16 protein-coding genes and 1 pseudogene are annotated in these 22,989 nt (G+C 40.0%); 13 read left to right on the top strand and 4 right to left on the bottom strand.

Annotated features, from left to right (window positions below; translation table 11 throughout):
* Window positions 1-21 precede the first annotated feature (21 nt).
* The 3 genes from astD to ND6B_RS02235 form a co-directional block, all read right to left on the bottom strand.
* Window positions 22-1,488 carry a succinylglutamate-semialdehyde dehydrogenase gene (gene astD, locus ND6B_RS02245; protein WP_033104200.1) on the bottom strand — a complete coding sequence of 489 codons (1,467 nt, stop codon included), beginning with the start codon at window positions 1,486-1,488 and terminating at the stop codon, window positions 22-24.
* Window positions 1,489-1,496: 8 nt separating this feature from the next.
* Window positions 1,497-2,531, bottom strand: a complete 1,035-nt coding sequence (astA, locus tag ND6B_RS02240) for an arginine N-succinyltransferase (protein ID WP_013463229.1) — start codon at window positions 2,529-2,531, stop codon at window positions 1,497-1,499.
* Between the two features lie 81 nt (window positions 2,532-2,612).
* A complete protein-coding gene (locus tag ND6B_RS02235) occupies window positions 2,613-3,818 on the bottom strand; it encodes an aspartate aminotransferase family protein (RefSeq protein WP_033104201.1) in 1,206 nt (401 codons plus the stop codon).
* A gap of 190 nt (window positions 3,819-4,008) precedes the next feature.
* Between ND6B_RS02235 and ND6B_RS02230 the strand changes: the two genes are divergently transcribed.
* The 3 genes and pseudogenes from ND6B_RS02230 to ND6B_RS19725 all read left to right on the top strand — a co-directional run bounded on the left by ND6B_RS02230 (window position 4,009) and on the right by ND6B_RS19725 (window position 6,243).
* The gene (locus ND6B_RS02230) at window positions 4,009-4,437 is read left to right on the top strand and encodes an Lrp/AsnC family transcriptional regulator (RefSeq protein ID WP_033104202.1); all 429 of its coding nucleotides are present in this window, start codon (window positions 4,009-4,011) and stop codon (window positions 4,435-4,437) included.
* Between the two features lie 256 nt (window positions 4,438-4,693).
* A complete protein-coding gene (locus ND6B_RS02225; RefSeq protein WP_033104203.1) occupies window positions 4,694-5,068 on the top strand; it encodes a hypothetical protein in 375 nt (124 codons plus the stop codon).
* A 149-nt stretch (window positions 5,069-5,217) separates the two neighbouring features.
* A pseudogene (locus ND6B_RS19725) lies at window positions 5,218-6,243 on the top strand (GGDEF domain-containing protein).
* Window position 6,244: 1 nt separating this feature from the next.
* Here ND6B_RS19725 and ND6B_RS02220 read toward each other — a convergent pair.
* A complete protein-coding gene (locus tag ND6B_RS02220; RefSeq protein ID WP_033104204.1) occupies window positions 6,245-7,168 on the bottom strand; it encodes a hypothetical protein in 924 nt (307 codons plus the stop codon).
* A gap of 384 nt (window positions 7,169-7,552) precedes the next feature.
* Here ND6B_RS02220 and ND6B_RS02215 point away from each other — a divergent pair, with 384 nt between their 5' ends.
* The 10 genes from ND6B_RS02215 (at window position 7,553) to rluF (ending at window position 22,979) form a co-directional block, all read left to right on the top strand.
* Entirely contained in the window at window positions 7,553-7,855 is a 303-nt protein-coding gene (locus ND6B_RS02215; RefSeq protein WP_013463235.1) for an isoamylase early set domain-containing protein, read from the top strand.
* 9 nt (window positions 7,856-7,864) lie between these two features.
* Window positions 7,865-9,853, top strand: coding sequence for a 4-alpha-glucanotransferase (malQ, locus tag ND6B_RS02210; RefSeq protein ID WP_033104205.1), 1,989 nt, complete (start codon window positions 7,865-7,867; stop codon window positions 9,851-9,853).
* Entirely contained in the window at window positions 9,854-12,076 is a 2,223-nt protein-coding gene (gene glgB / locus ND6B_RS02205; protein ID WP_033104206.1) for a 1,4-alpha-glucan branching protein GlgB, read from the top strand.
* The gene (gene glgX / locus ND6B_RS02200) at window positions 12,069-14,132 is read left to right on the top strand and encodes a glycogen debranching protein GlgX (RefSeq protein WP_051686681.1); all 2,064 of its coding nucleotides are present in this window, start codon (window positions 12,069-12,071) and stop codon (window positions 14,130-14,132) included. Before glgB ends, glgX begins: the two co-directional genes overlap by 8 nt.
* Window positions 14,125-16,650, top strand: a complete 2,526-nt coding sequence (locus ND6B_RS02195) for a glycogen/starch/alpha-glucan phosphorylase (protein WP_033104207.1) — start codon at window positions 14,125-14,127, stop codon at window positions 16,648-16,650. Before glgX ends, ND6B_RS02195 begins: the two co-directional genes overlap by 8 nt.
* Window positions 16,651-16,670: 20 nt before the next feature.
* Window positions 16,671-17,945, top strand: a complete 1,275-nt coding sequence (gene glgC / locus ND6B_RS02190; RefSeq protein WP_033104208.1) for a glucose-1-phosphate adenylyltransferase — start codon at window positions 16,671-16,673, stop codon at window positions 17,943-17,945.
* 58 nt (window positions 17,946-18,003) lie between these two features.
* A complete protein-coding gene (locus tag ND6B_RS02185) occupies window positions 18,004-19,536 on the top strand; it encodes a glycogen synthase (RefSeq protein WP_033104209.1) in 1,533 nt (510 codons plus the stop codon).
* A gap of 83 nt (window positions 19,537-19,619) precedes the next feature.
* A complete protein-coding gene (locus ND6B_RS02180) occupies window positions 19,620-20,834 on the top strand; it encodes an EAL and HDOD domain-containing protein (protein ID WP_033104210.1) in 1,215 nt (404 codons plus the stop codon).
* Between the two features lie 26 nt (window positions 20,835-20,860).
* Window positions 20,861-21,946 carry a DUF418 domain-containing protein gene (locus ND6B_RS02175; protein WP_033104211.1) on the top strand — a complete coding sequence of 362 codons (1,086 nt, stop codon included), beginning with the start codon at window positions 20,861-20,863 and terminating at the stop codon, window positions 21,944-21,946.
* A gap of 43 nt (window positions 21,947-21,989) precedes the next feature.
* Complete coding sequence (gene rluF / locus ND6B_RS02170) at window positions 21,990-22,979, top strand: 23S rRNA pseudouridine(2604) synthase RluF (protein WP_033104212.1); 990 nt, start codon at window positions 21,990-21,992, stop codon at window positions 22,977-22,979.
* Window positions 22,980-22,989 lie beyond the last annotated feature (10 nt).

The raw sequence follows: 22,989 nt of genomic DNA on the forward strand, positions 1-22,989 counted from the left end.
TCCTTAAATCTATTTAAATTGTTATTCAATTATTAAGCCCGGCGCGAGGGTTTGCGGTAAGTTAACTTTTTCTGACTCTACAGAGGCCACTGGGTATGCGCAATAATCTGCAGCGTAGTATGCACTGGCTCTGTGGTTGCCACTGGCACCTATACCACCAAATGGCGCTGCGCTTGATGCGCCTGTAATAGGGCGGTTCCAGTTAACAATGCCGGCACGAATACGTTTTAAAAAGTGAATGTAATCATCTTCGCTATCAGCAAGTAAACCAGCAGATAAACCAAAGCTGGTGTTGTTTGCTTCTGTTATAGCGCTATTGAAATCAGTGTAACGATATACTTTTATAAGCGGGCCAAAGTGTTCTTCATCGGCAATTTCGCTAATGTTAGTGACATCAATAATGCCTGGGCTTACAAACCCAGTGCCTGATTTTAACTGTTTAAGCTCAACAAGAATCTCAGCACCTTGTTTAACTAGCTCAGCTTGCGCTGCCACCATGCCTAATGCGGCTTTTTCACTGATCATAGCACCCATAAAAGGTTGCTCGTCCGCAAAGCTATCGTCTACTAAGATATTTTTGGTGGCGCTGATCAGCTTTTCTAAAATAGCATCGCCATTGGGCGACTTTTCAATAAATAAACGGCGTGCACAAGTACAGCGTTGGCCCGAAGTAATAAAGCCCGATTGAATAATATCGTGAACGGCTGCGCTCACATCAGCAACATCTTTAACCACTAGCGGGTTATTACCGCCCATTTCAAGCGCTAAGATTTTACCTGGATGGCCTGCAAATTGTTTATGTAATAAATGCCCTGTGTTTGAGCTACCAGTAAAAAATAAGCCATCGATATCTTGATGTGAAGCAAGTGCTTTACCTGTTTCTAGTTCACCTTGAACAAGGTTTATAACCCCTGCAGGTAACCCTGCTTTTAACCATAGTTCTAGCGTAAACTGCGCTACATGAGGAGTTAATTCTGATGGTTTAAATACCACGGTATTACCGGCTAGTATGGCTGGTACAATATGGCCGTTTGGTAAATGCCCAGGGAAATTATACGGACCAAAAATAGCGACCACACCGTGAGGTTTGTGGCGAATAAAGGCTTTTGCACCAGGCATTGGGTTTTCGGTTGTACCAGTACGTTCATTGTAAGCACGAATAGCAATAGCCACTTTGCCTGTCATCGCGCCCACTTCTGTGCGTGTTTCCCATAGCGGTTTACCTGTTTCACGAGCAATAATAGTGGCAAACTCTTCGCTGTGTTCTTTTAGTTGGGCTACGAAGTTTTCTAAAATAGTAATACGTTGCTCAATTGGCATATCTGCCCATTGAACTTGCGCGGCTCTTGCCGCTTTAATGGCACTGTCAACTTGCTCTGCGTTGGCGCCATTACCTTGCCATACAATTTCACCATTACTTGGGTTAATAGAATCAAACGCAGGGCCTTTTCCTGCAAGCCATTGATTATTAATTAGTTGTGTGTTCATAAATAATGTTACAGGCGGAAAAATCGCGCTGCATCTCCTTGTTTTAAATGAAGTGCATCAGCTACTTCTTGGCTGATGATTAAGGTGTGCTTTGCCTGATTGTAATGAGCATGTTTGGTGAATGTGGCTCTGAAATCACTAACCCCTTGATTACAAATAGCAAGGGTGTCTGAGCTTTGCTCATTGATATGTTCAAGCTCGCCAATAGTAATAGGGCACACCTGTGAATCACGAATACTGCGAATATTACCGAGCTTTGCTTCTACTGTGGGGCCTGCGTCAAATAAATCAACGTATCCGCGGTGTTCAAAACCTTCTTTTTCAAGCAGTTTAAGTGCTGGTTTGGTTTTATCATGCACATGGCCAATCACCGCTTGTGCTTTTTTGCTCAGTAAATTCACATAGATAGGGTATTTAGGCATGAGTTCGCTAATAAACACTTTATCGCCTAACCCCACTAAATGGTCGGCTTGTGGGAATTCAATGCTAAAAAAGTGTTCCTGCAACCATTGCCAAAATGGCGAGTGACCGTCTTCATCGCTAACACCACGCATCTCAGCAATTACTGTGTCGGCAAAGCGCTCACTGTGTTGCGCCATAAATAAAAAACGTGAACGTGATAAAAAACGTCCCGTTAAGCCTTTTCTACTGTCTTCACGTAAAAATAAAGTACATATTTCTGAGCAGCCAGTGTAGTCATTACACATACTCAAAATATCTACGGTATTGTAAACGTTTAAAGTGGGTGAATGGTGAACGGTTTTACCTAGATGATAATGATACAAAGGTACAGATAACCCGACGGCCGCTTCTATGGCGGTAGTACCAATTACCTTGCCGGTTTCACTGTCTTCTAAAACAAATAGATAGCTTTCGTCGATGGGCTTATCTACGTTTTTAGTAAAACTGTTTTGCGCACGATCAATTTTTTCTTGTAGTTGCCCATCATCGACAGGTAAAGAGGTAAAGCCATGGCCAGACTCAATAGCAATCTCTTTAAGTGCTGCAAAATCATTGACAGTAATAGGACGTAATACTTGCATTAACTACTTGCTCCAACAACATATAAAATCCTGAGGTAAACGTGTGTTTGCCTCAGGACTTAGTTATGTTTTACTTAGTTATTAACCGTTTACTACATCGCTTACTGCTTTTTCAAAGCGAGCTAAGCCTTCTTTAATGTCCTCAAATGGGATCACTAATGAAGGTGTAAAACGAATAACGTTCATACCGGCTACTAAGTTCATTAAGCCGTTATTTGCACTTGCTACTAAAAAGTCACGAGCACGGCCTTCAAATTTCTCATTTAATACCGCACCGATTAGTAAGCCTTTACCACGGACTTCGCTAAATACATGGTATTTTTCATTAATTGCATTTAAACCATCACGGAACATTTGTTCACGCTCTTTTACGCCATCTAATACAGCAGGCGTATTAACAGTATCAAATGCCGCTTCTGCAACAGCACAAGCTAACGGGTTACCACCATATGTAGAACCATGCGTGCCTACTTTTAGGTGTGCTGCAATTTCAGTGGTGGTGATCATAGCGCCAATTGGAAAACCGCCACCTAAGGCTTTAGCCGTCGTTAAGATATCAGGAACAACATCTAACCCTTCGTATGCGTATAAGTGACCTGTACGGCCAACGCCGGTTTGCACTTCATCAAAAATAAGTAGTGCGTTGTGTTTAGTGCACAGTTCACGTACTTTTTGTGCAAATTCATTAGTTGGTGGCACAATGCCGCCTTCACCTTGTAATGGCTCCATCATTACCGCACAGGTATCATCACCAATTAAGGCTTCAAAAGCGGCAATATCATTGTAGTCACAATGCACAATATCAGCAGGTTTTGGACCAAAACCGTCAGAATAAGCAGCTTGGCCACCCACTGTTACAGTGAAAAATGTACGACCATGAAAACCTTTATTGAAAGCAATAATTTTAGTTTTTTCAGCACCAAATTTATCCAGTGCAAAGCGACGTGCTAATTTTAATGCTGCTTCGTTTGCTTCAGCCCCTGAGTTTGCAAAGTAAACTTTTTCAGCAAACGTGGCATCAACCATTTTTTTAGCTAGACGAAGAGCTGGCTCATTGGTCATTACATTTGATAAGTGCCAAATTTTCTCGCCTTGCTCTTTAAGTGCACCGACTAATGCAGGATGGCAATGCCCTAAACAATTAACTGCAATACCACCGGCAAAATCGATAAATTCGTTATTGTTCTGATCCCACACACGTGAGCCTTCACCGCGAACAGGAACAACAGCTGAAGGGTTGTAATTAGGGACCATTACGTCGTTAAATAAATCTCTGGTTACTTGCATTTTTACACCTAAATTATTCACATAAAAAATACGTTGCTGAAAAAATAACGATAAGGTCAGGATGATTCAGCAATACAATGTGTTTTACTTGTTAAAAAAGTCATTATCAAAGGTTATGAATGAAATTTGCAGTGCTATTTTGTGAAAAATGATTAGAATAATAGTCAAATTAACGAATTTAATTAGCATTATGATAACTCCCCAAGACGAAAAACTACTGTCAGTATTAAAAATGAACGCCCGTGCTAGTATTTCTGACTTAGCAAGGCATTTAAATTTATCTCGTTCAACGGTGCAAAGCCGCATGCTGAAATTAGAGCAAAGTGGGGTCATTAAGGGATATAGCGTTGACTTTGGGGATGATTTTTTAAACAGCTTGGTCTCTGCGCATGTTTCAATAAAAGTAAAACAGAAGCTAACAACAAAAACTAATATTGAATTAAAGCAAATTGATGCGATTTCTCAGCTGTACGCAATTAGTGGAGAGTTTGATTTAATTGCCGTTGTTGAGGCTCAAAACCTTGAGCAGTTGAGCCATTTACTGGACGATATAGGTAATTTAGATGGGGTAGAGCGCACTCGTTCATCGGTTATTTTAGAGACTAAATTTAAGCGTTAATTCGATTTATTTAGTACATTCAGTGAGCATTAATTATTTGCATTTAAGCTAACTTGATTGTAGTCTACTTGATATTAGGAACAAGGAATGTTTTTAACCAAATCAATAGGTTTATTGCCCTGCATTTGTTGCAATCTTCCATTACTTAATAAATCTCATCAATACAGTTATTAATCTTATTAGCATTGGCTAATAAGGTGTGAGTGAAATAGGACGTTTTTGGCACCACTGGGCTAAGACTTTACAAGGAAATGTTATGAAATACACAACAATGGCTGCTGTGGTATTATTAATAGGTGGCTCATATTTAAGTGCAAAAGCGACTTTATTTGACCCTGCACAGAGCATAACGGTTGAAACTTACAGCGATATATTCTTCAAATTAGAATCCTCTCCTGTCAGCATTAATGAAATTATTACCGGGGCGAGTCAATTTGCCGATAGCTTGTGTGATGAAAGCATCTACCAAGAAGTAATTGGTGAGTCGGTAAACTCATGTAAGCAAAAATTCAAACAATCTCAAGCACAATGTGCTGAATTTATAATAAAAAATAACGAGCCTATGTACACTGATAAAGTGGCAATAACACAGCTCTCTGAGAAGTTTATTAATTGCATGACCAATAGCTAAAATAGCGCTTACAGTTCTTAATTTATTAAAAATGCGGCTCCTAAACTGGATGAGCATTGATGCTTTAATTTTTATTTAGCATATTCCACTGCGTGGTCTATGCTAAATTTTATTAATGCTCAAACGCCCAGTTTGCTTTAGGGAGTACAATGCAAGAAAATTTACTGAATTCAGTCATCAAAATAACAAAAAATAGAGATGTAGATTCTCTTGAATATAGTTTGATATCGACCATCCAAGAATTTATAGGCTGTAAAGAAGTCTCAGTTTATAAAGATATAGAAGTTCAAGGTCAACTGACTATTGAGCAAAGTCTTTGCTTAAAAGCCACGGGTGAAAAGCAATTCGAGTGGGTACAACGACAAATTGTTGCACAGCCTGAGGATTAACTTCTATCGTGTTTACGTTCTGCCTGTATTATTACTGTTCAGTCTGCCGATGGAATTGAACGCCGTTGGCTCCCCATTACCCGCCAAGAAAAAACAGTTGCTGCCATTTCTGTGGTTTCAAAAAGTTTAGATAGTTCGGCTCAAGTGATGCTAAATGCTTTTTGCCGCATATTTGAAAACTATTTAGTGATACTCCATGAAAACGAAAGAGACAAATTAACGGGTCTGTTAAATAGACAGACCTTTGAGAAAAAAATAAAACAGCTAATTGAAAAACAAGTATTAAAAATGCATGGTTCATCCCGAGATAAGGATAAAAGGCAACAAAAACAGGCGTCAACATCTTGGCTGGCTATTTTAGATATTGATCATTTTAAAAATATAAATGATCAATACGGTCATATCTGTGGAGATGAAGTGTTACTCGTATTAGCGCAAAAAATGCGTCACTTTTTTCGCTCAACAGATTTAATTTTTCGTTTTGGTGGGGAAGAATTCGTGATTGTTTTTGAGCCCACAGATGCTGACTCAATCAGTAATAAAATGGCTGAATTTATACAGCTCATTAGAGATACATCGTTTCCTTTTGTTGAAAATATGACGATCAGTGCTGGTTTAGTGCGTATTAGTCCTTATGATTTTCCAATTGCAGTGCTAGAAAGCGCAGATAAAGCGCTTTATTATGCAAAAAATAATGGCCGAAATAAATTTTGTATCTATGAAGATTTACTTGCCGAGAACTTAATCAGTGTACAAGTTAATTCCTCAGAAATAGATTTATTTTAAACTACTGCGGCTGAGGATGGCTTCGCTGCACTTTCACTTTGGTTACTTGGTCGAGCTTTATAAAATAAACATTGCCGCCAATGCCTTTAAACTCCTCATCGGTAAAGGCGATGGTATTGTCATCATAAAAGGTGATTGCCTCTTTTTGGGTTACAATACCTAAGTCAATTTTAAATACATCGCCAGAGAAAAACTTATCGTCTTTAAAGTTTTCAAACAGCCAAATACTGGTTGAATCTAATAATGCGAGCTTTTTTCTATCTGGGCTAAGTGCTGCGGATGTGATCCAGCAAAGCTTTTCCATGGTGGTGCACGTTTTAAATGAATCTATCAGCTGGGCATCAAAATTCGCTGCATGGTCGCCTACTTTGTAAACGTTAGTAATTCCATCAAATGGCTCTGTGCGATTTTTAGTAAACAAGTATAAATGTCGACCAAAAGCCACAAACGCTTCTAAGTCATAATTACGTTGATCAGGTTGTATTGGGCTGCCATCTAATTCTGGGTAGGTAAACTTTATAATTTCAGCTTCTGTTGTATTGGTTTTTATATCTATAGGGTTTTCTATTTTATAAATTGTTAGCCATTTACGTTCATTTTTATTATTACCAAAGTCGCCTAAAAAGAAATGACCAAACTTATTTTGCGTCATATCTTCCCAATCTATATTTTTTGCATTCGTGACGAGTACTTCTTTTGCAATTGAACCATCGTCATTGAGCCTATAAAGCTTAGGCTCGTCGCCACTGTCGTTAATAGCCCAAAGCCGTTTATGTTTATCAAACTCAATGCCTGAAATTTCTTTTAGTTTTGGGTCTACAGAGACCACCTTTTTACTATATAGTGTATAAATTGAACTGCCTACAACAGCCGTAATGATGTTAAAGACGATAACAGAAGTAATAAGGATGCTTTTTTTCAACATTGTATTTAAGTGTTCATCGGGTTGGCTGAGTAGATAGTTATTATCGCTGATGATGTTGTTAAGCTAAAGGTTTTTATAGTTTTAATGTAGTAATAAAAATTAATAAGTATGTGTATAAGGACAAAAGCAAATTAATTAGCTGTTATGGTGTAGTTGGTTTAAAAGTTGCTCAGTTGCAGTGCTTACTTAAAAATCAGTTTTAATGGTTAAAATTGCACCAAACCAGTGCGGTAAAATAAATAACGCACTGTAATAATGCGTAAATAAAGTTTTGATTAACTTTAAAGCTGTTTTTATGTGAATGAATGGATTCCACATCGCCTTTTTAAGCTGTTTGGCCTGTGGCAAAGATGAATAACCCTTATGGTTTAGTTGGAGCCTATTATGTTGAATAAACGCTTTTTTAAAACAAAAAATGAAGCAGAAGTAACCTTTGAATTTTCTCACCCAGATGCAGATGATGTCTGTTTACTTGGAGAATTTAATGATTGGCAGCCGGTGCCAATGAAGCACAACAAAAAGCTTGGCGTATTTAAATGCAAGCAACGTCTTCCCGTTGATAAAGAGTTTCATTTTCGCTATTTAATAAATGGTAAACAGTGGGATAACGATCATCAGGCCGATGGGTATATTGCTAATAATTTTGGTACAGAAAATAGTATAGTAAATACACAACGCATTAATTAAGGTCGCTGAATGGACGCACTATCGCAATTGTTTTATTTGCATGGTATTGGTTACGAATACACTAAGTATACGGGTGAACACGTTATATTTAGCGAAGACACCCGTAAATCTGCTTTGCACTGCTGTGGCGTTGACACACGTGATACGGCGCAAATAACCCAGTTAAATTATCAATTGGATGCGGCTACATGGTTAACACTCGCACCTGCTGTTAGCATAATAGATCAGGCTAGTAATGTGCTAAAGGTGCGTGTTAATGAAGCTGATACGCATCATAAAATTACATTAACTGTGGCAGCATTAAATATAAAGCTGCAATTTGAACACATTGCTCAGTATGCAGCATTAGGTGAGTACTTTGTAAATGGGTGTCGTTATATAGAAATAGCGCTACCACTGACGCATTTACCAACCGGCTATTATGATGCGTTATTAACGATGGGTGAGCAATCAGCTAAAACACAAATTTGGTCTACCCCTGAACAAGCCTACCAAATAGCGGATAAAAAACGCTTTGGCTTATCAATTCAGTTATATACATTAAAAAATAAAGCCGGACTCGGGATTGGCGATTTTAGTGATTTACTTGAGTTGGCAACCTTATGTGCAAAGCAAAATATGGACTATATTTTACTTAACCCATTGCACTTATTGTTTGCAGATAACCCTGAGTGCGCCAGCCCCTACAACCCAAACAATCGTGCCTTACTCAATCCGCTATATATCGCAATTAATTTATCGCCAGACAGCTTTAACAATCCGGATTTAACTAAGTTGTTATCTGCTAATACCTCAAGTAAATACAGCGACCAAGGTGTAGCCTTTATTGATTATAAAACGGTTACTGAGTTTAAATATGCTGCTTTTAAGCTGCTTTTTAAGCATTTTCAACAACAGGGCAGTCAAGCACGGCAAAACGAATTTACTGCGTTTTGTAAACAGTACAGTGATGTACTGGCTCTGTTAGAAACCACAGAACCCACATTTGAATATTACCTCCAATGGCAAGCACACAGCCAACTTACGCAATGCCAACAGCATTGTATTGACCAAGGGATGGCGATTGGTTTAATTAATGATTTAGCGGTGGGCTGTGCTAATGAGGGCACTGAATTTAAATATCAGCAGGGATTATTTAGTCAAGATGCAACCCTTGGTGCACCACCAGATCCTTGGGCACCTAACGGCCAAAATTGGGGGCTGCCAGCAATAAACCCGCAGCGCCTTGCTGACAATAACTATCAGTTTTATCGCTCACTTATACGCGCAAATATGGATGCAATAGGCGGGTTACGAATCGACCATGTAATGGCGATTAGGCGTTTGTGGTGGTGTTTCATAAACAATAATACCCAAGATGGCTGTTATGTGTACTACCCATTTGAGCATTTATTAGCAATTTTAAAAATTGAATCTCATCTTAATCAGGCCATCGTAATAGGCGAAGATTTAGGGGTTGTTCCACCGGAGGTAAAAGAGGCACTGGTTGATAGTGGCATTTTCTCAAACAGCTTATTTTATTTTGAAAAACAACAAAATGATGAATTTGTAAATAGCGAAGACCTTAGCGATCAATGCCTGCTGATGATAGCCAATCATGATGTACCGCCATTTGTGGGCTGGTGGCAGCATAGCGATTTAAAAATTAAACAGCAGTATGGGCTGATTGATACTGATGAGTATCAGCAGTTAGTTCAGCAGCGAGAGCAAGAGCAACACCGGTTATTACGCTTTTTAAATCCACAAAACACTTCCTTTTCACTTAACACGGATGCTTTTGACGTTTATAGCGCTTTGGCTGTATGTTTAGCTAAATCGCCGTCTCGTTTATTTGCATTACAGCTTGATGATTTAGACAAGCAACACTACCCAGTCAATATTCCTGGCACCGATAAAGAGTATCCTAATTGGCGACGGGTACTCACACATACATGCGACGATATTTTTAAAGATAATGCTGCTCTTTTGGCTGCAATACATTCAATAAGGAATGCGTAAATGGGCAGTACTAAAAATAGGGTATCAACGCAATTAGTTGATTATGACGCACAGGTAAACGCATTAACTGCAGGGCGATTTAAAGACCCGTTTAGTTTTTTAGGCGCGCACAACACCCAAAGTGGCACTGAAATACGCGTGTATTTGCCAGCGGCATTACGCGTCGAACTGTTAATTGATGGTCAAGTTATTAGCGCGTTACGCTATAAACACAGTGATTTATTTATCGCTGAGTTATCAAGCATGCCTAGCAGTGTTTACCAATGCCAGGTTAGTTATGAAAATAGCGATGTTACATTTTATGATGAATACAGTTTCAGCAGTACATTGGATGAACAGGCTATGTACTTGTTTAACGAAGGTAGCCTTGAGCATGCTTATACTCACCTAGGTGCGCAATTTACTACACAACAAGGGGTAGAAGGTGTTCGTTTTTGTGTGTGGGCGCCTAATGCCGCCAGTGTATCGGTTATTGGTGAGTTTAATTTTTGGCAAGCGAATCGCCATTTTATGCGATTTCATCCGGCAAGTGGGGTATGGGAATTATTTATCCCCGACTTAAGTGCAGACATGTGCTACAAATTTGCTATTACTACGCTCAGTGGCGAAGTTTTAGATAAAGCCGATCCTTTTGCATTTAAAATGCAGCAAGCACCGGGTACTGCCAGTATATTACAGTACAAACCAGCGCCTATTTTGCTAAGTGAACAAGCGATTATAAATCGCCAAAAGCGTAATCATATTGATGCCGCTATTAGTATTTATGAAGTGCACTTAGGCTCTTGGCAACGCGCTGAGCATAACCGTTACTTAAGCTACACCGAGCTTGCAGATAAGCTTGTAGGCTACGTGATTGAAATGGGGTTCACGCATTTACAACTTTTGCCGATCAGTGAATACCCGTTTGATGGCTCTTGGGGTTATCAGCCAGTAGGGCTGTTTGCACCTACGAGCCGCTTTGGTGATTACAACAGCTTTAAATACTTAGTTGAACAATGCCACAAAGCTAACATAGGCATATTACTTGATTGGGTCCCTGGGCACTTTCCAAGCGACCCACATGGCTTACATTGCTTTGATGGTACCCATTTATACGAGCACGCTGATATGCGCCAAGGGTTTCATCCTGATTGGAACACCTATATTTATAATTATGACCGCCCTGAAGTAAAAAGCTTTTTAATTTCTAATGCGATGTATTGGCTTAGCCAATTTGGCATAGATGGACTGCGTGTAGATGCGGTGGCGTCAATGCTTTACCTTGATTACAGTCGTAAAGAAGGACAGTGGGTAGCTAATTGTTATGGCGGTCGAGAAAACTTAGGGGCAATAGAGTGCCTAAAACAAGTGAACTTACGCAGTTATAAAAATAACCCCGGCATTATGATGGTTGCCGAGGAGTCAACGGCTTGGCCTGGGGTCACGCAAAGTGTTGAACACAATGGCTTAGGTTTTGGTTATAAATGGAATATGGGCTGGATGAATGACAGCTTAGATTATATGCAGCAAGATCCGTTATTTAGAAAATATCACCATCATAAAATGACATTTTCTATGGTGTATGCATTTAGTGAAAATTATATTTTACCGCTCAGTCATGATGAAGTGGTGCATGGTAAGGGATCACTACTAAACAAAATGCCCGGTGACGATTGGCAGCAGTTTGCAAACTTACGTGCTTATTATGCGTTTATGTGGGCACATCCAGGCAAAAAATTACTGTTTATGGGAGCCGAAATAGCACAGCGTAAAGAGTGGGATCATGACCATTCATTGGACTGGCACTTGCTTGAGCATCAAAGTCATCAAGGTATTCAGCATACGGTTAAACGCCTTAATCAAGTGTATCAAGCGCATCCATCTTTATATGAGCTTGATAGCTGTGCAACGGGCTTTTCATGGATAGATAATAATAACAGCCAGCAGAGTATGTTTAGTTTTATTCGTTATGCTAAAAATGCTGACCACTTTATGGTTATTGTCGCTAACTTTACACCAACGGCTTATCAACACTACACCTTAGGTGTGCCAGCGAAGGGCACATATAAAGTGGTATTAAATACCGATGAAGTTTGCTTTTTTGGCTCAGGTTATCGTGTCACAGAGGATAAAAACCAGCTTATCCATTCAGTCGTTCAGCCAAGTCATGGGTTTGATCACAGTATTACAGTTAATATTGGTGGCTTAACCACACTTTACTTAGAAAAGGTGAATGATGAGTAATTGCTTTGAGGTTACTCAGGGTGCGCCTTTGCCACTGGGTTCGAGTGTACAAAACCAAGGCGTTAACTTTGCCTTGTATGCCCCTAATGCAAGCCAAGCTTTTGTGTGCTTATTTGATAAAAGTGGTCATACAGAAATATTAAAAATAGCCATGAATATTAATGAAGGCGGCGTATGGAGCATTCACATAGCCCCATTAAGCACAGGCGCATTGTATGGCTTTAGGGTTGATGGCGAATACTGCCCAGAAAAAGGCATGTTGTTTAATGAGCATAAATTACTGATTGATCCGTATGCAAAAGACTTGTTTAACGAATTTACTTGGAGCGAACGTCATTACGGGCAAATGCCCATTGGCACTAAAAGCGTGGTTAATAATGCGATAGATATGCCTAAATCAAAAGTGACTGCGCCGGTTGCTTATTCAAATAATAAGCCACAGCATAGTTGGGCCAATACCGTTATTTATGAGTGCCATGTTAAAGGTGCTACCTGTCGCCATCCTGATATCCCTAAAGCGCTACAAGGGACATTTTTAGGTTTGAGTCATCCCAGTTTTATTGAGCATTTAAAAAGTTTAGGGGTAACGGCTATTGAGCTTTTGCCTGTGCATGCTTTTATAAGCGAACAGTTTTTAACCGCTAAAGGACTGCAAAATTACTGGGGCTATAATAGTCTTAATTTTTTTACTCCTCATAAAGACTATTTGGTTAATGACGATATAAACGAATTTAAACAAATGGTGAGCGAGTTACACGGTGCCAATATTGAAGTTATTTTAGATGTGGTATACAACCACACTGCAGAGGGAGGAAATGATGGCCCTATTTTATCTCTGCGAGGGCTCGACAACCTGACATATTACCGCACCATTGACGGGCAACCCCATGTTTATATTAATGATACAGGCTGTGGCAATACGTTAAATACCGATCACCCTAAAACCTTACAATTGGTACTCGACAGCTTACGTTACTGGGTTGAAGTTATGGGCGTTGATGGCTTTCGATTTGATTTAGCCACCATTTTAGCGCGTTCAAATACGGGGTTTAGTGCGTCTCACACGTTTTTACAAGCAATTGCCCAAGATCCGGTGTTAAATAAAGTGAAACTGATCAGTGAGCCGTGGGATATAGGCCCTGGTGGTTATCAGCTTGGTGCATTTCCTTCACCTTGGCGAGAATGGAACGATCAATATCGTGATGTGATTAAACGCTTTTGGCAAAGTGAAAAAGGCATTATTAGTGATGTGGCAAAGCGTTTACATGGCTCGTTTGATATTTTTGAACACAGTAACCGAGGCCCGCTAAACAGCATAAACTTTATTACCAGCCATGATGGGTTTACGTTAGCCGACCTAGTCAGTTATGAGCAAAAACATAACCAGGCCAATGGTGAAAACAACCAAGATGGCCATAGCGCTAATTACTCGTTTAACTGCGGGGTTGAGGGATTTACCAGCGACCCAGAAGTAATGAGTTTGCGCTTACAACAGCAAAAAAACTTTCTACTCACCTTATTACTCTCCAAAGGCGTGCCAATGATAGCCGCTGGCAGTGAGATGGCGCACTCGCAAGGCGGTAATAATAACGCCTATTGTCAAAATAATCGCACCAGCTGGCTTGCATGGAAAGACTCACAACTGAATCATTCATTGATTCAGTTTATTGATGATGCGCTAAAAATCAGGCGTGGTCACAGTGCGTTTAAACACAGTGTGTTTTTGGATGATATTGATGAGCGCTTCACCGTTAAGTGGTTTACCGAGCAAGGTAAAAAAATGGATGAAACTCATTGGCATGAAGATACACGACAATTTTTAATGTATAGCTTACTTGATAAGCAAAATAAGCATGCGTTATTAATTATTCTTAATGCCAGTAAACAGCATGTGGTCTGCCAATTACCACAATCGCCCATTATCGCGCCATGGACGTTAGTGTTATCAAGTGTAAATAACGCATCAACCGTTCTTCAAGAAGATGCAACCGTGAATATTTCAGCACAAAGTAGTTGGGTTTTTAGTGCCAATTTAGAAGGCGATGATTATGAGTAAGCAAGACGAGCAAGTGTGTGTAGTAAAAGGCTGGCAAGCAGGCCCAGTGATTGACGAAAGTACCTTAAGTGATGATTTAACACGGCATTTTTATTACACTTTAGGGCGTGATGTGGTGGGCGAGTCACAGCTGTATTTGTATCATGCATTAGCACTGACGATCAGAGATAGATTAGTGGCTCGTTGTCGAGAAACCAATCAACAAATAAAACAACAAAAACGCCGTAAAACAGCCTATTTATCGTTAGAGTTTTTAATGGGCAGAGCGCTGGGTAATGCAGTATTAAATTTAGATTTAGAATCACAAGTTACAAAGGCACTGCAAGCTTACTGTACTGAGCTTGAAAGTGTGGAACAAGCTGAGCATGATGCCGGTTTAGGCAATGGCGGCTTAGGGCGACTAGCGGCTTGCTTTTTAGATAGCTGTGCCAGTTTAGCGCTACCAGTGGTCGGTTACGGTATTCGCTATGAATACGGTATGTTTAATCAGTCAATAAAAGAAGGCAATCAGATTGAGCAACCAGATAACTGGTTACGAGAAGGTCATCCTTGGGAATTGAGCGCACCGGAGCAAGCTAAACGAGTTAAGTTTTCTGGTTATGTACAAAGCTACACCGATAAATTTGGCCGTGAGCATCGCCAATGGATCAGTTCTCAAGATGTATTAGCAGTGCCTTATGATGTACCTATTCCGGGCTATAAAAATAATATTGTTAATACCCTTAGACTTTGGAAGTCTGAAGCAACGGACGAATTTAATTTAACAGAATTTAATGCCGGAAGTTATTCTGAAGCAGTAGCACAAAAAAATCTCGCTGAGCAAATAACCATGGTGTTGTACCCTAACGACAGCAGTGAAAATGGTAAAGAGCTGAGATTACGTCAACAATACTTTTTATCATCGGCAAGTATTCAAGATGTACTTACACAATGGATTGAACAATACGGTAATGATTTTACTGAATTTGCTCAGCATCATGTGTTTCAGCTTAACGATACCCACCCAAGTATTGCGGTTGCCGAGCTGATGCGAATTTTAGTTGATGACCATGAACTGGATTGGGATCAGGCATGGAATATCACCACCAAAACCATGGCGTACACAAATCATACCTTACTACCAGAGGCATTAGAGAAGTGGTCGGTATCGTTATTTGCTAAATTATTACCGCGTATTTTAGAGATTATTTATGAAATTAATGCCCGCTTTTTAGCCGAGGTGGCCATGCATTGGCCAGGTGATGTGCAAAAACAACGGGATTTATCATTAATTGAAGAAGGGGACGAGCCGCAAATACGTATGGCCTTTTTAGCCATTGTCGGCAGCTATTCTGTTAATGGTGTGGCAGCGCTACACACGCAGTTATTAACCGCGGGTTTGTTTAAAGATTTTTACGCGTTATGGCCTGATAAATTTAACAACAAAACCAATGGTGTTACTCCACGGCGCTGGCTTGCATACTGCAATCCGAGTTTAAGCCAGATCATTAGCGAAAAAATAGGCAAAGACTGGATAGGTGATTTTGCACAAATTAGCCAATTACGTCGTTACTACGATGACCCGCAGTTTCATATAAAGTGGCAGCAAGCAAAACAGCAAAACAAACAACGCTTAGTTGATTTAGTAAAACAAAGATGTGGCGTAGAGTTTGATATCAACATGCTATTTGATGTGCAGGTAAAACGTATTCACGAATATAAGCGCCAGTTACTTAACATTTTACACGTTATTCATTTATATGACCGCATACGCCGTGGCGACACACAAGGCATGGTGCCTCGTTGCGTTTTATTAGGTGGTAAAGCAGCACCGGGTTACATGATGGCTAAAAAAATCATTAAACTTGTTAATAATGTTGCTGAGGTGATCAATAAAGACCCACAGGTATCTGCTTTTCTAAGAGTCGCGTTTTTACCTAATTATAATGTAACCGCCATGGAAACCATTTGCCCTGCAACGGACTTATCGGAGCAAGTATCAACCGCGGGCAAAGAGGCCTCAGGTACCGGCAACATGAAGTTTATGATGAATGGCGCGCTAACAATAGGCACCCTAGATGGCGCTAATATCGAAATACGTGACGCTGTTGGGGCTGAGAACTTTTTCTTATTTGGCGCACAAGCTGAGCACATTGACGATATAAAAGCGCATTATAACCCCAGTGAAATAATTGCGAATAACCCTGATTTGAATAGTGTGATGCACTTACTCGAAAGTGGCCATTTCAATCTATTTGAACCTGGCTTATTTGACGATGTGATTAATGGCATTAAAAGTAACAACGATCCTTGGTTAACCGCCCATGACTTTGCCAGCTATATAGCTGCGCAACGTGATGTTGATAAAGCCTATGCAGATCAAACATACTGGACTCAAATGAGTATTTTAAATACTGCCGCCAGTGGCTCATTTTCTAGTGACAGAACAATTAGTCAATATTGTGATGATATATGGCATTTAACTCCACTAGATACCACACACCAAACAGTAAAAACAAACACTGACACTAACAGCTGACACTAAACGGAGAGAGTAATATGCCCAGTTATGCAAATCGTTATATAAGTAATTTAACAAGAGAAACCTACGCTTTAATTCTTGCCGGAGGTCGCGGTTCTCGCTTGCATGAGCTAACCGACTGGCGTGCTAAACCCGCCGTTTATTTTGGTGGTAAACATCGTATTATTGATTTTCCACTATCAAATTGCATTAACTCAGGTGTAAGACGTGTCGGAATTGCAACGCAATATAAATCACACTCACTGATTCGCCATGTAAATCGAGCGTGGGGGCATTTTAAAAAGGAATTAGGTGAGTCAGTTGAAATATTACCTGCGTCACAGCGCCATGGTGATGAATGGTATTGCGGTACTGCCGATGCGGTATTTCAAAATATGGATATTATTCGCCATGAGTTACCTAAATATGTGATGATTTTATCTGGCGACCATGTGTATCGTATGGATTATGGCGGGCTGTTGGCAAAGCATGTAGAAAATGGCGCTGACATGACGGTATGCTGTTTAGAAGTACCGGTTGAAGAAGCTGCGGGTACCTTTGGTGTGATGACGGTTGATGAAGAAAGTCGTGTATGTCGGTTTGACGAAAAACCTGCCGAGCCCAGCTCAGTGCCTGGTAAACCAGGCACCTGTTTAGCATCAATGGGAAATTATGTATTTAATACTGAGTTTTTATTTGAGCAGCTACAAAAAGATGCGCAAACAGAGGGCTCAGGGCGTGACTTTGGCCATGATATAATTCCGGCCATTATTGAAGAACATAATGTGTTTGCCTACCCGTTTAGAGATCCCGCACAAGTAGGACAGCCCTATTGGCGCGATGTGGGGACTTTAGATTCGTTTTGGGAAGCAAATATGGAACTGGTTATGCCGGAGCCTCAACTGGATTTGTACGATCCTACTTGGCCAATTTGGACTTACCAAGAGCAGCTTCCTCCTGCCAAATTTATTTTTGATGATGATGATCGTCGAGGGATGGCGGTTGACTCAACGGTGTCGGGTGGGTGTATTGTTTCTGGCTCTTTAGTGAGAAAGTCATTATTATTTTCTAATGTACATATTCGTTCATATTGTACCATTGAGGAGTCGGTCATTTTACCCGGTGCTATTGTTAATCGAGGGTGTAAAATTAAGCGAGCAATTATAGATAGAAGCTGTGAGATCCCGTCTGGATTAGAAATTGGCTTTGACCGTAAAACCGATGAAGCGAATGGATTTAGGGTATCAAAAAAAGGGATTGTACTGGTCACCCGCGATATGCTGACAAAGTTAGACAATAAGTTACATCGTTAATAAATAATAATTAAAATAGCAAGGCGAAAGCCTTGCAGCTAACTATAAGAGTATTTGAATGCATGTATTAATGGTTGCTGCAGAGAATGATGCGTTACCAAATGCCAAAGTCGGTGGTGTTGCCGATGTTATTCGTGATGTACCTAAAGCCTTAGCGGCGCGGGGGCTAACGGTAGATGTGGTTATTCCTGATTATGGCTTTGAATTGGGTCAGCGCCGTTTTATTGGTGAAGTGAGTGTGGCGTTTAAGTCAGAGACCCACGTTTTATCATTGTTTGAAATTCCACAGGCGCAAAAAGGGGTGAGACAAATAGTCATGAGTCATCCTCTTTTTAGCCAATCATTAAGTGTGTATTGTAACGACAACGATAATAGACCATTTGCTACCGATGCGACCAAGTTTGCACTGTTTAATGCCGCTATTTGTGAAGCCCTGATACAGGGCGTATTAACACAACCCAACACTTTACATTTGCATGATTGGCACAGTGCCTGTGTGGCCGTGTTACTTAAATTTAATCCTCGTTATGGCAAGCTTGCTAAGCTGCGCTTGGTATATACGGTGCACAATTTAGCTTTGCAGGGTATTCGTCCTTTTAAAGGGGATGATTCCAGCTTAGAAGCATGGTTTCCCTCGTTAAGTTACGACGGGCAACGATTATGTGACCCTCGTTATCCGCATTGCTTTAACCCTATGCGCAGTGCCATTAATTTAGCCGACAAAGTACATGTGGTTTCACCGAGTTATAGCCAAGAAGTGCAAATAGCAAGTAATGACGCCCACGGATTCTTTGGTGGCGAAGGACTTGAACGAGATTTACAACAAGCGGCTGAGCAAGGCAAATTAATTGGTATACTCAACGGCTGTGATTACGCAATTCAAGACGAACATGAAGCAACCTATAGTCAGCTATTAGAGCAAATAGAATCGACTTTGTTTAGTTGGATGGCAAAAAGCGCGCAATTACACAGCAGCCACTATATTGCCCATCAGCGTGTTTTACAATTTATGGCGTGTGATAAGCAAGGGCCACTTGTAACAAGTGTAGGGCGGCTCACTGAGCAAAAAGTATTGTTACTTTGCCAGCAACAAAGCAAAGACCTCACTATTGATTCAGTGTGTCAGATCATTAATCAATTTAAGGGGCGTTTACTTGTGCTGGGCTCAGGCGATAGTAAACTTGAACACCTTTTTACCTGCGCCATGGCACGTAATAACAATTTTTTGTTTTTAAAAGGCTATGGGCAAGGTGTTGGCGATTTAATGTATCAATTAGGTGATTTATTTTTAATGCCGAGTTCTTTTGAGCCCTGTGGGATTAGCCAAATGCTGGCAATGCGAGCCGGCCAACCTTGCTTAGTGCACAGTGTCGGAGGTTTAAAAGATACCGTAGAGCATAATGTCAGTGGATTTTGTTTTAACGGCGATACACTAAGTACACAAGCTGATGCACTATTGCAGAGTTTAACTGGGGCACTTAGCCTATATCAAACAAACCCTAAGCAATGGCAAGCAATAAAAAGGCGAGCTGCTGATGCACGATTTAGTTGGGATAGTGTGGTAACTGATTATATAACATACTTATATTAAAAAATTTTATAAAGTTCAGTGACACCCGTTCTTATTTACGCTTTAATTACTTAGTCTGGTGGAAATAATATAAAGTAGGTAATGTGTCTGTATTTGTGGCAAGGCAAGCAATACTAAATCGAAATCAAAATGTAGTTGCTTATGAACTGCTATTTCGCGATAGTCCTGAAAATTGCTTTCCTGGTGTATCTGATGGTCAAGCAACGGCGAGGCTTATCATGGAAAACCAGCTTAATCTAGGTACTCGTCACATTACCTCGGGTAAAAAAGCATTGATCAATATTGGCCCTGAGTCGTTAAAACTTGATTTGTGTGATTTTTTACCTTGTAAAGATGTTGTCATTGAATTACTTGAAACCATAGAGCCCACCGACGATACCTACGAGCTATGTCGCAAACTATTTCACAGTAACTACAAATTAGCCCTGGATGATTTTGTTTATACGCCGCAGTGGGAGCGCTTTTTAAAGCTGGTCAACTTAATTAAATTTGATATTCGCCTTACTCCACTTGCTGAAATTCCGCTGGTGGTTAATAAGCTTAAAAAGTACAAAAATATTAAACTACTAGCCGAAAAAATAGAAACCGATGAAGAATATAAATTGGCCCGTAAAATGGGCTTTGATTATTTTCAAGGTTATTATTTTGCGCGCCCAGTGATGATAGAACAAAAAGATATTCACTATAATTACGGCCTAGTGATCGCTATTTACTCAGAAGTAATGAAGCCAGATCCTGATGTTAAAGTGATCACCGGTTTATTTGAGCTTGATGCGGCATTGGCCTACAAGTTACTGCGTTTATTAAATAGCGGTGTGTTTCCGCTACAAAGCCAAATTTCGTCGTTAAAACAAGCGTTAGTTTACCTCGGCCAAGCACGTTTAAAAAAGTTTGTTAGCCTAATTGTTACAGCACACACCGCGCGCACTAAGCCGATAGAGCTTATGCAAATGTGTGTTATTCGCGCTCGCTTTTGTGAATTAATAGCCAGCAAAGTCGCCAAACAAGTTCAAGGTGAGGCATTTTTAACTGGGCTGTTTTCTTTGCTTGATGCTATTTTAGATAAGCCAATGGGCTTGTTGGTTGATAAACTGCCATTCCCAGATGAAATTAAAGCAGCACTAACCGGCGAGAAAAATGATTTATATTATATTCTTGAAACGGTAAAAGCATATGAAACCGGAAGTTGGTGGGCGCTTGAGAAAGCGGTATCACTCATTAATTTAGACAGTGCTTTTTTACCAAAATTATACAAACAAGCTGTAAAATGGGCCGATAGCTACAAAGATAATATTTAAAAGGATAGGGTTTGCGCAATTATAATATGGACTTTATAAGGGGCATAGCAGTACTTGGACTGGTATTTATTAACTGCTATTCCTTTGCAATTTTTGAACTCAATTACACTCCACTTACCACACCTCCAGCTAGCGATAATTTTTTACACACCTTAAGCCTTATATTTGTTGAAGGGCGGTTTCGCACATTATTTACGTTATTATTTGGTGCTGGTCTTTATATTCAGTTTCAGCGTCAGCAATGTATTGAGCCATTAAAAAAACGCCTATATTGGCTTATTGTGTTTGGCTTAATACATGGGTTGTTACTGTGGGCGGGTGACATTTTGTTTTTATATGGGGTGTCAGCATTACTGGTATTACGCTATTTAGATTACACGGACGAAGAGCTTAAAAGCAAAGCGGCCTTTTTTACTTTTATCGCTTTACTTGCCACAGCAATGTTTATGTTAGGGCTTAATGAAGAACCACTCTATAGGGATTCTCCCGAGTTTTACCAGATATATAATAGTTATTACCAAAGTATTGGTGCGCATTTTAGCCAAAATATAACAATGAGCATTTATATGTTGCTAACAGTGCCTATTTTATTACTGTGGGCAAGTGCTGGCTTTATGCTAATTGGTATTGTTGCCTACAAATGTAATGTGTTTAGTGATGGATTTAGCAGGTCGGGGCTAATTAAACTTGCTGTGTTAAGTGTGTTGCTGACTAGCTTACGATTAGTGTTAGAGTCATATGAACAAGGTATTGGTTATGCGTTACAAGAGCCTGTTAATGAACTGGCTGCTTTATGTGTGGCGCTGCTTTATATTCATTTAATCGTTAAACTATGCAATAACAGCGCGCAAATAGGGGGGCTCATTCAACACGTAGGGCGGTTAGCGTTTACTTTATACATAAGCCAAACCATTATGCAGTTATTATTGTTTAAAGTGCTTTTCCCTCAGTGGGCGCTTAGTTTTAACCGCATTGATTATTGGCTTGTTGCTATTTGCTTAGTGGTTGTACAGCTTATGTTTACTGCACTCTACTGTCGTTATTTTAAGCAAGGGCCTCTTGAATACCTATGGCGTAAATTAGCGCAAATTAAGCGCGAAAAAATAGCTTGAGTAGTTTAAACTATGCGCCTTTATATTTAAGAAGATTTGCCATATGACAGACTTAAAGCGTTTAAATAAATTTATTAGTGAAACAGGGTTTTGCTCACGCCGTGAAGCCGATAAATATATTGAGCAAGGTCGTGTTACGGTTAATGGCGAATTACCCGAAATGGGTGTTAAAGTTGCCCAATCAGATGTAGTTTTGGTTGATGGTAAACCATTAAAAGCACCACCTAAACGTGTGTATATTGCTTATAATAAGCCTGTGGGCATTACCTGTACCACAGAGCGTAAAATTCAAAGTAATATAGTTAAAGCCGTTAATTACCCTGAACGTATATTTCCGATTGGTCGTTTAGACAGACCCTCAGAAGGGCTGATTTTTTTAACCAATGAAGGCGATATCGTTAATAAAATTTTGCGAGCTGGCAATAACCACGAAAAAGAATATGTGGTTACTGTAGACAAACCACTTAATCGTCAGTTTGTAAATAAAATGGCGAACGGTATTCCTATTTTAGATACCGTGACTAAAAAGTGTAAAGTTACTCAGACTGGTGCGCAGCAATTTAGCATTATTTTAACCCAAGGTTTAAACCGTCAAATTCGCCGTATGTGTGAATACTTAGGTTACGAAGTGGTTACACTAAAACGTGTGCGTATTATGAACGTAACCCTCAAAGGCTTAAAAGTAGGGCAGTGGCGACATTTAAGTGACGCTGAAATGGCGGTCATTAACGACTCGATTGCTGATTCAGGTAAAACGCAAGAACACTCACTTTATGATGATGCTGAACAGCGCAATTACACTGAACAAGCTAAAAATAGTCACGCTAAACCTGCTCATAAGCGTGATTTTCAGGGCGGAAAACCACGTCGTGAAAATAATGACGAGCAACAAAAGCAGGCTAAAAAAAGTAGTCGAAATACCCCTTATCAAAAACGTTCTACTACTTATGTAGGTAAATCAAATACTCACAAAGCAAATACTGCCACAGGAAACAAAACCCGCAGCAGTGGCACGTTAAGCTTAAAAAAGTAATTAAGCTTGT

The sequence above is a fragment of the Pseudoalteromonas sp. ND6B genome (genome assembly GCF_000764215.1).
In the GTDB taxonomy this organism is placed as follows: Bacteria; Pseudomonadota; Gammaproteobacteria; order Enterobacterales; family Alteromonadaceae; genus Pseudoalteromonas; species Pseudoalteromonas tetraodonis.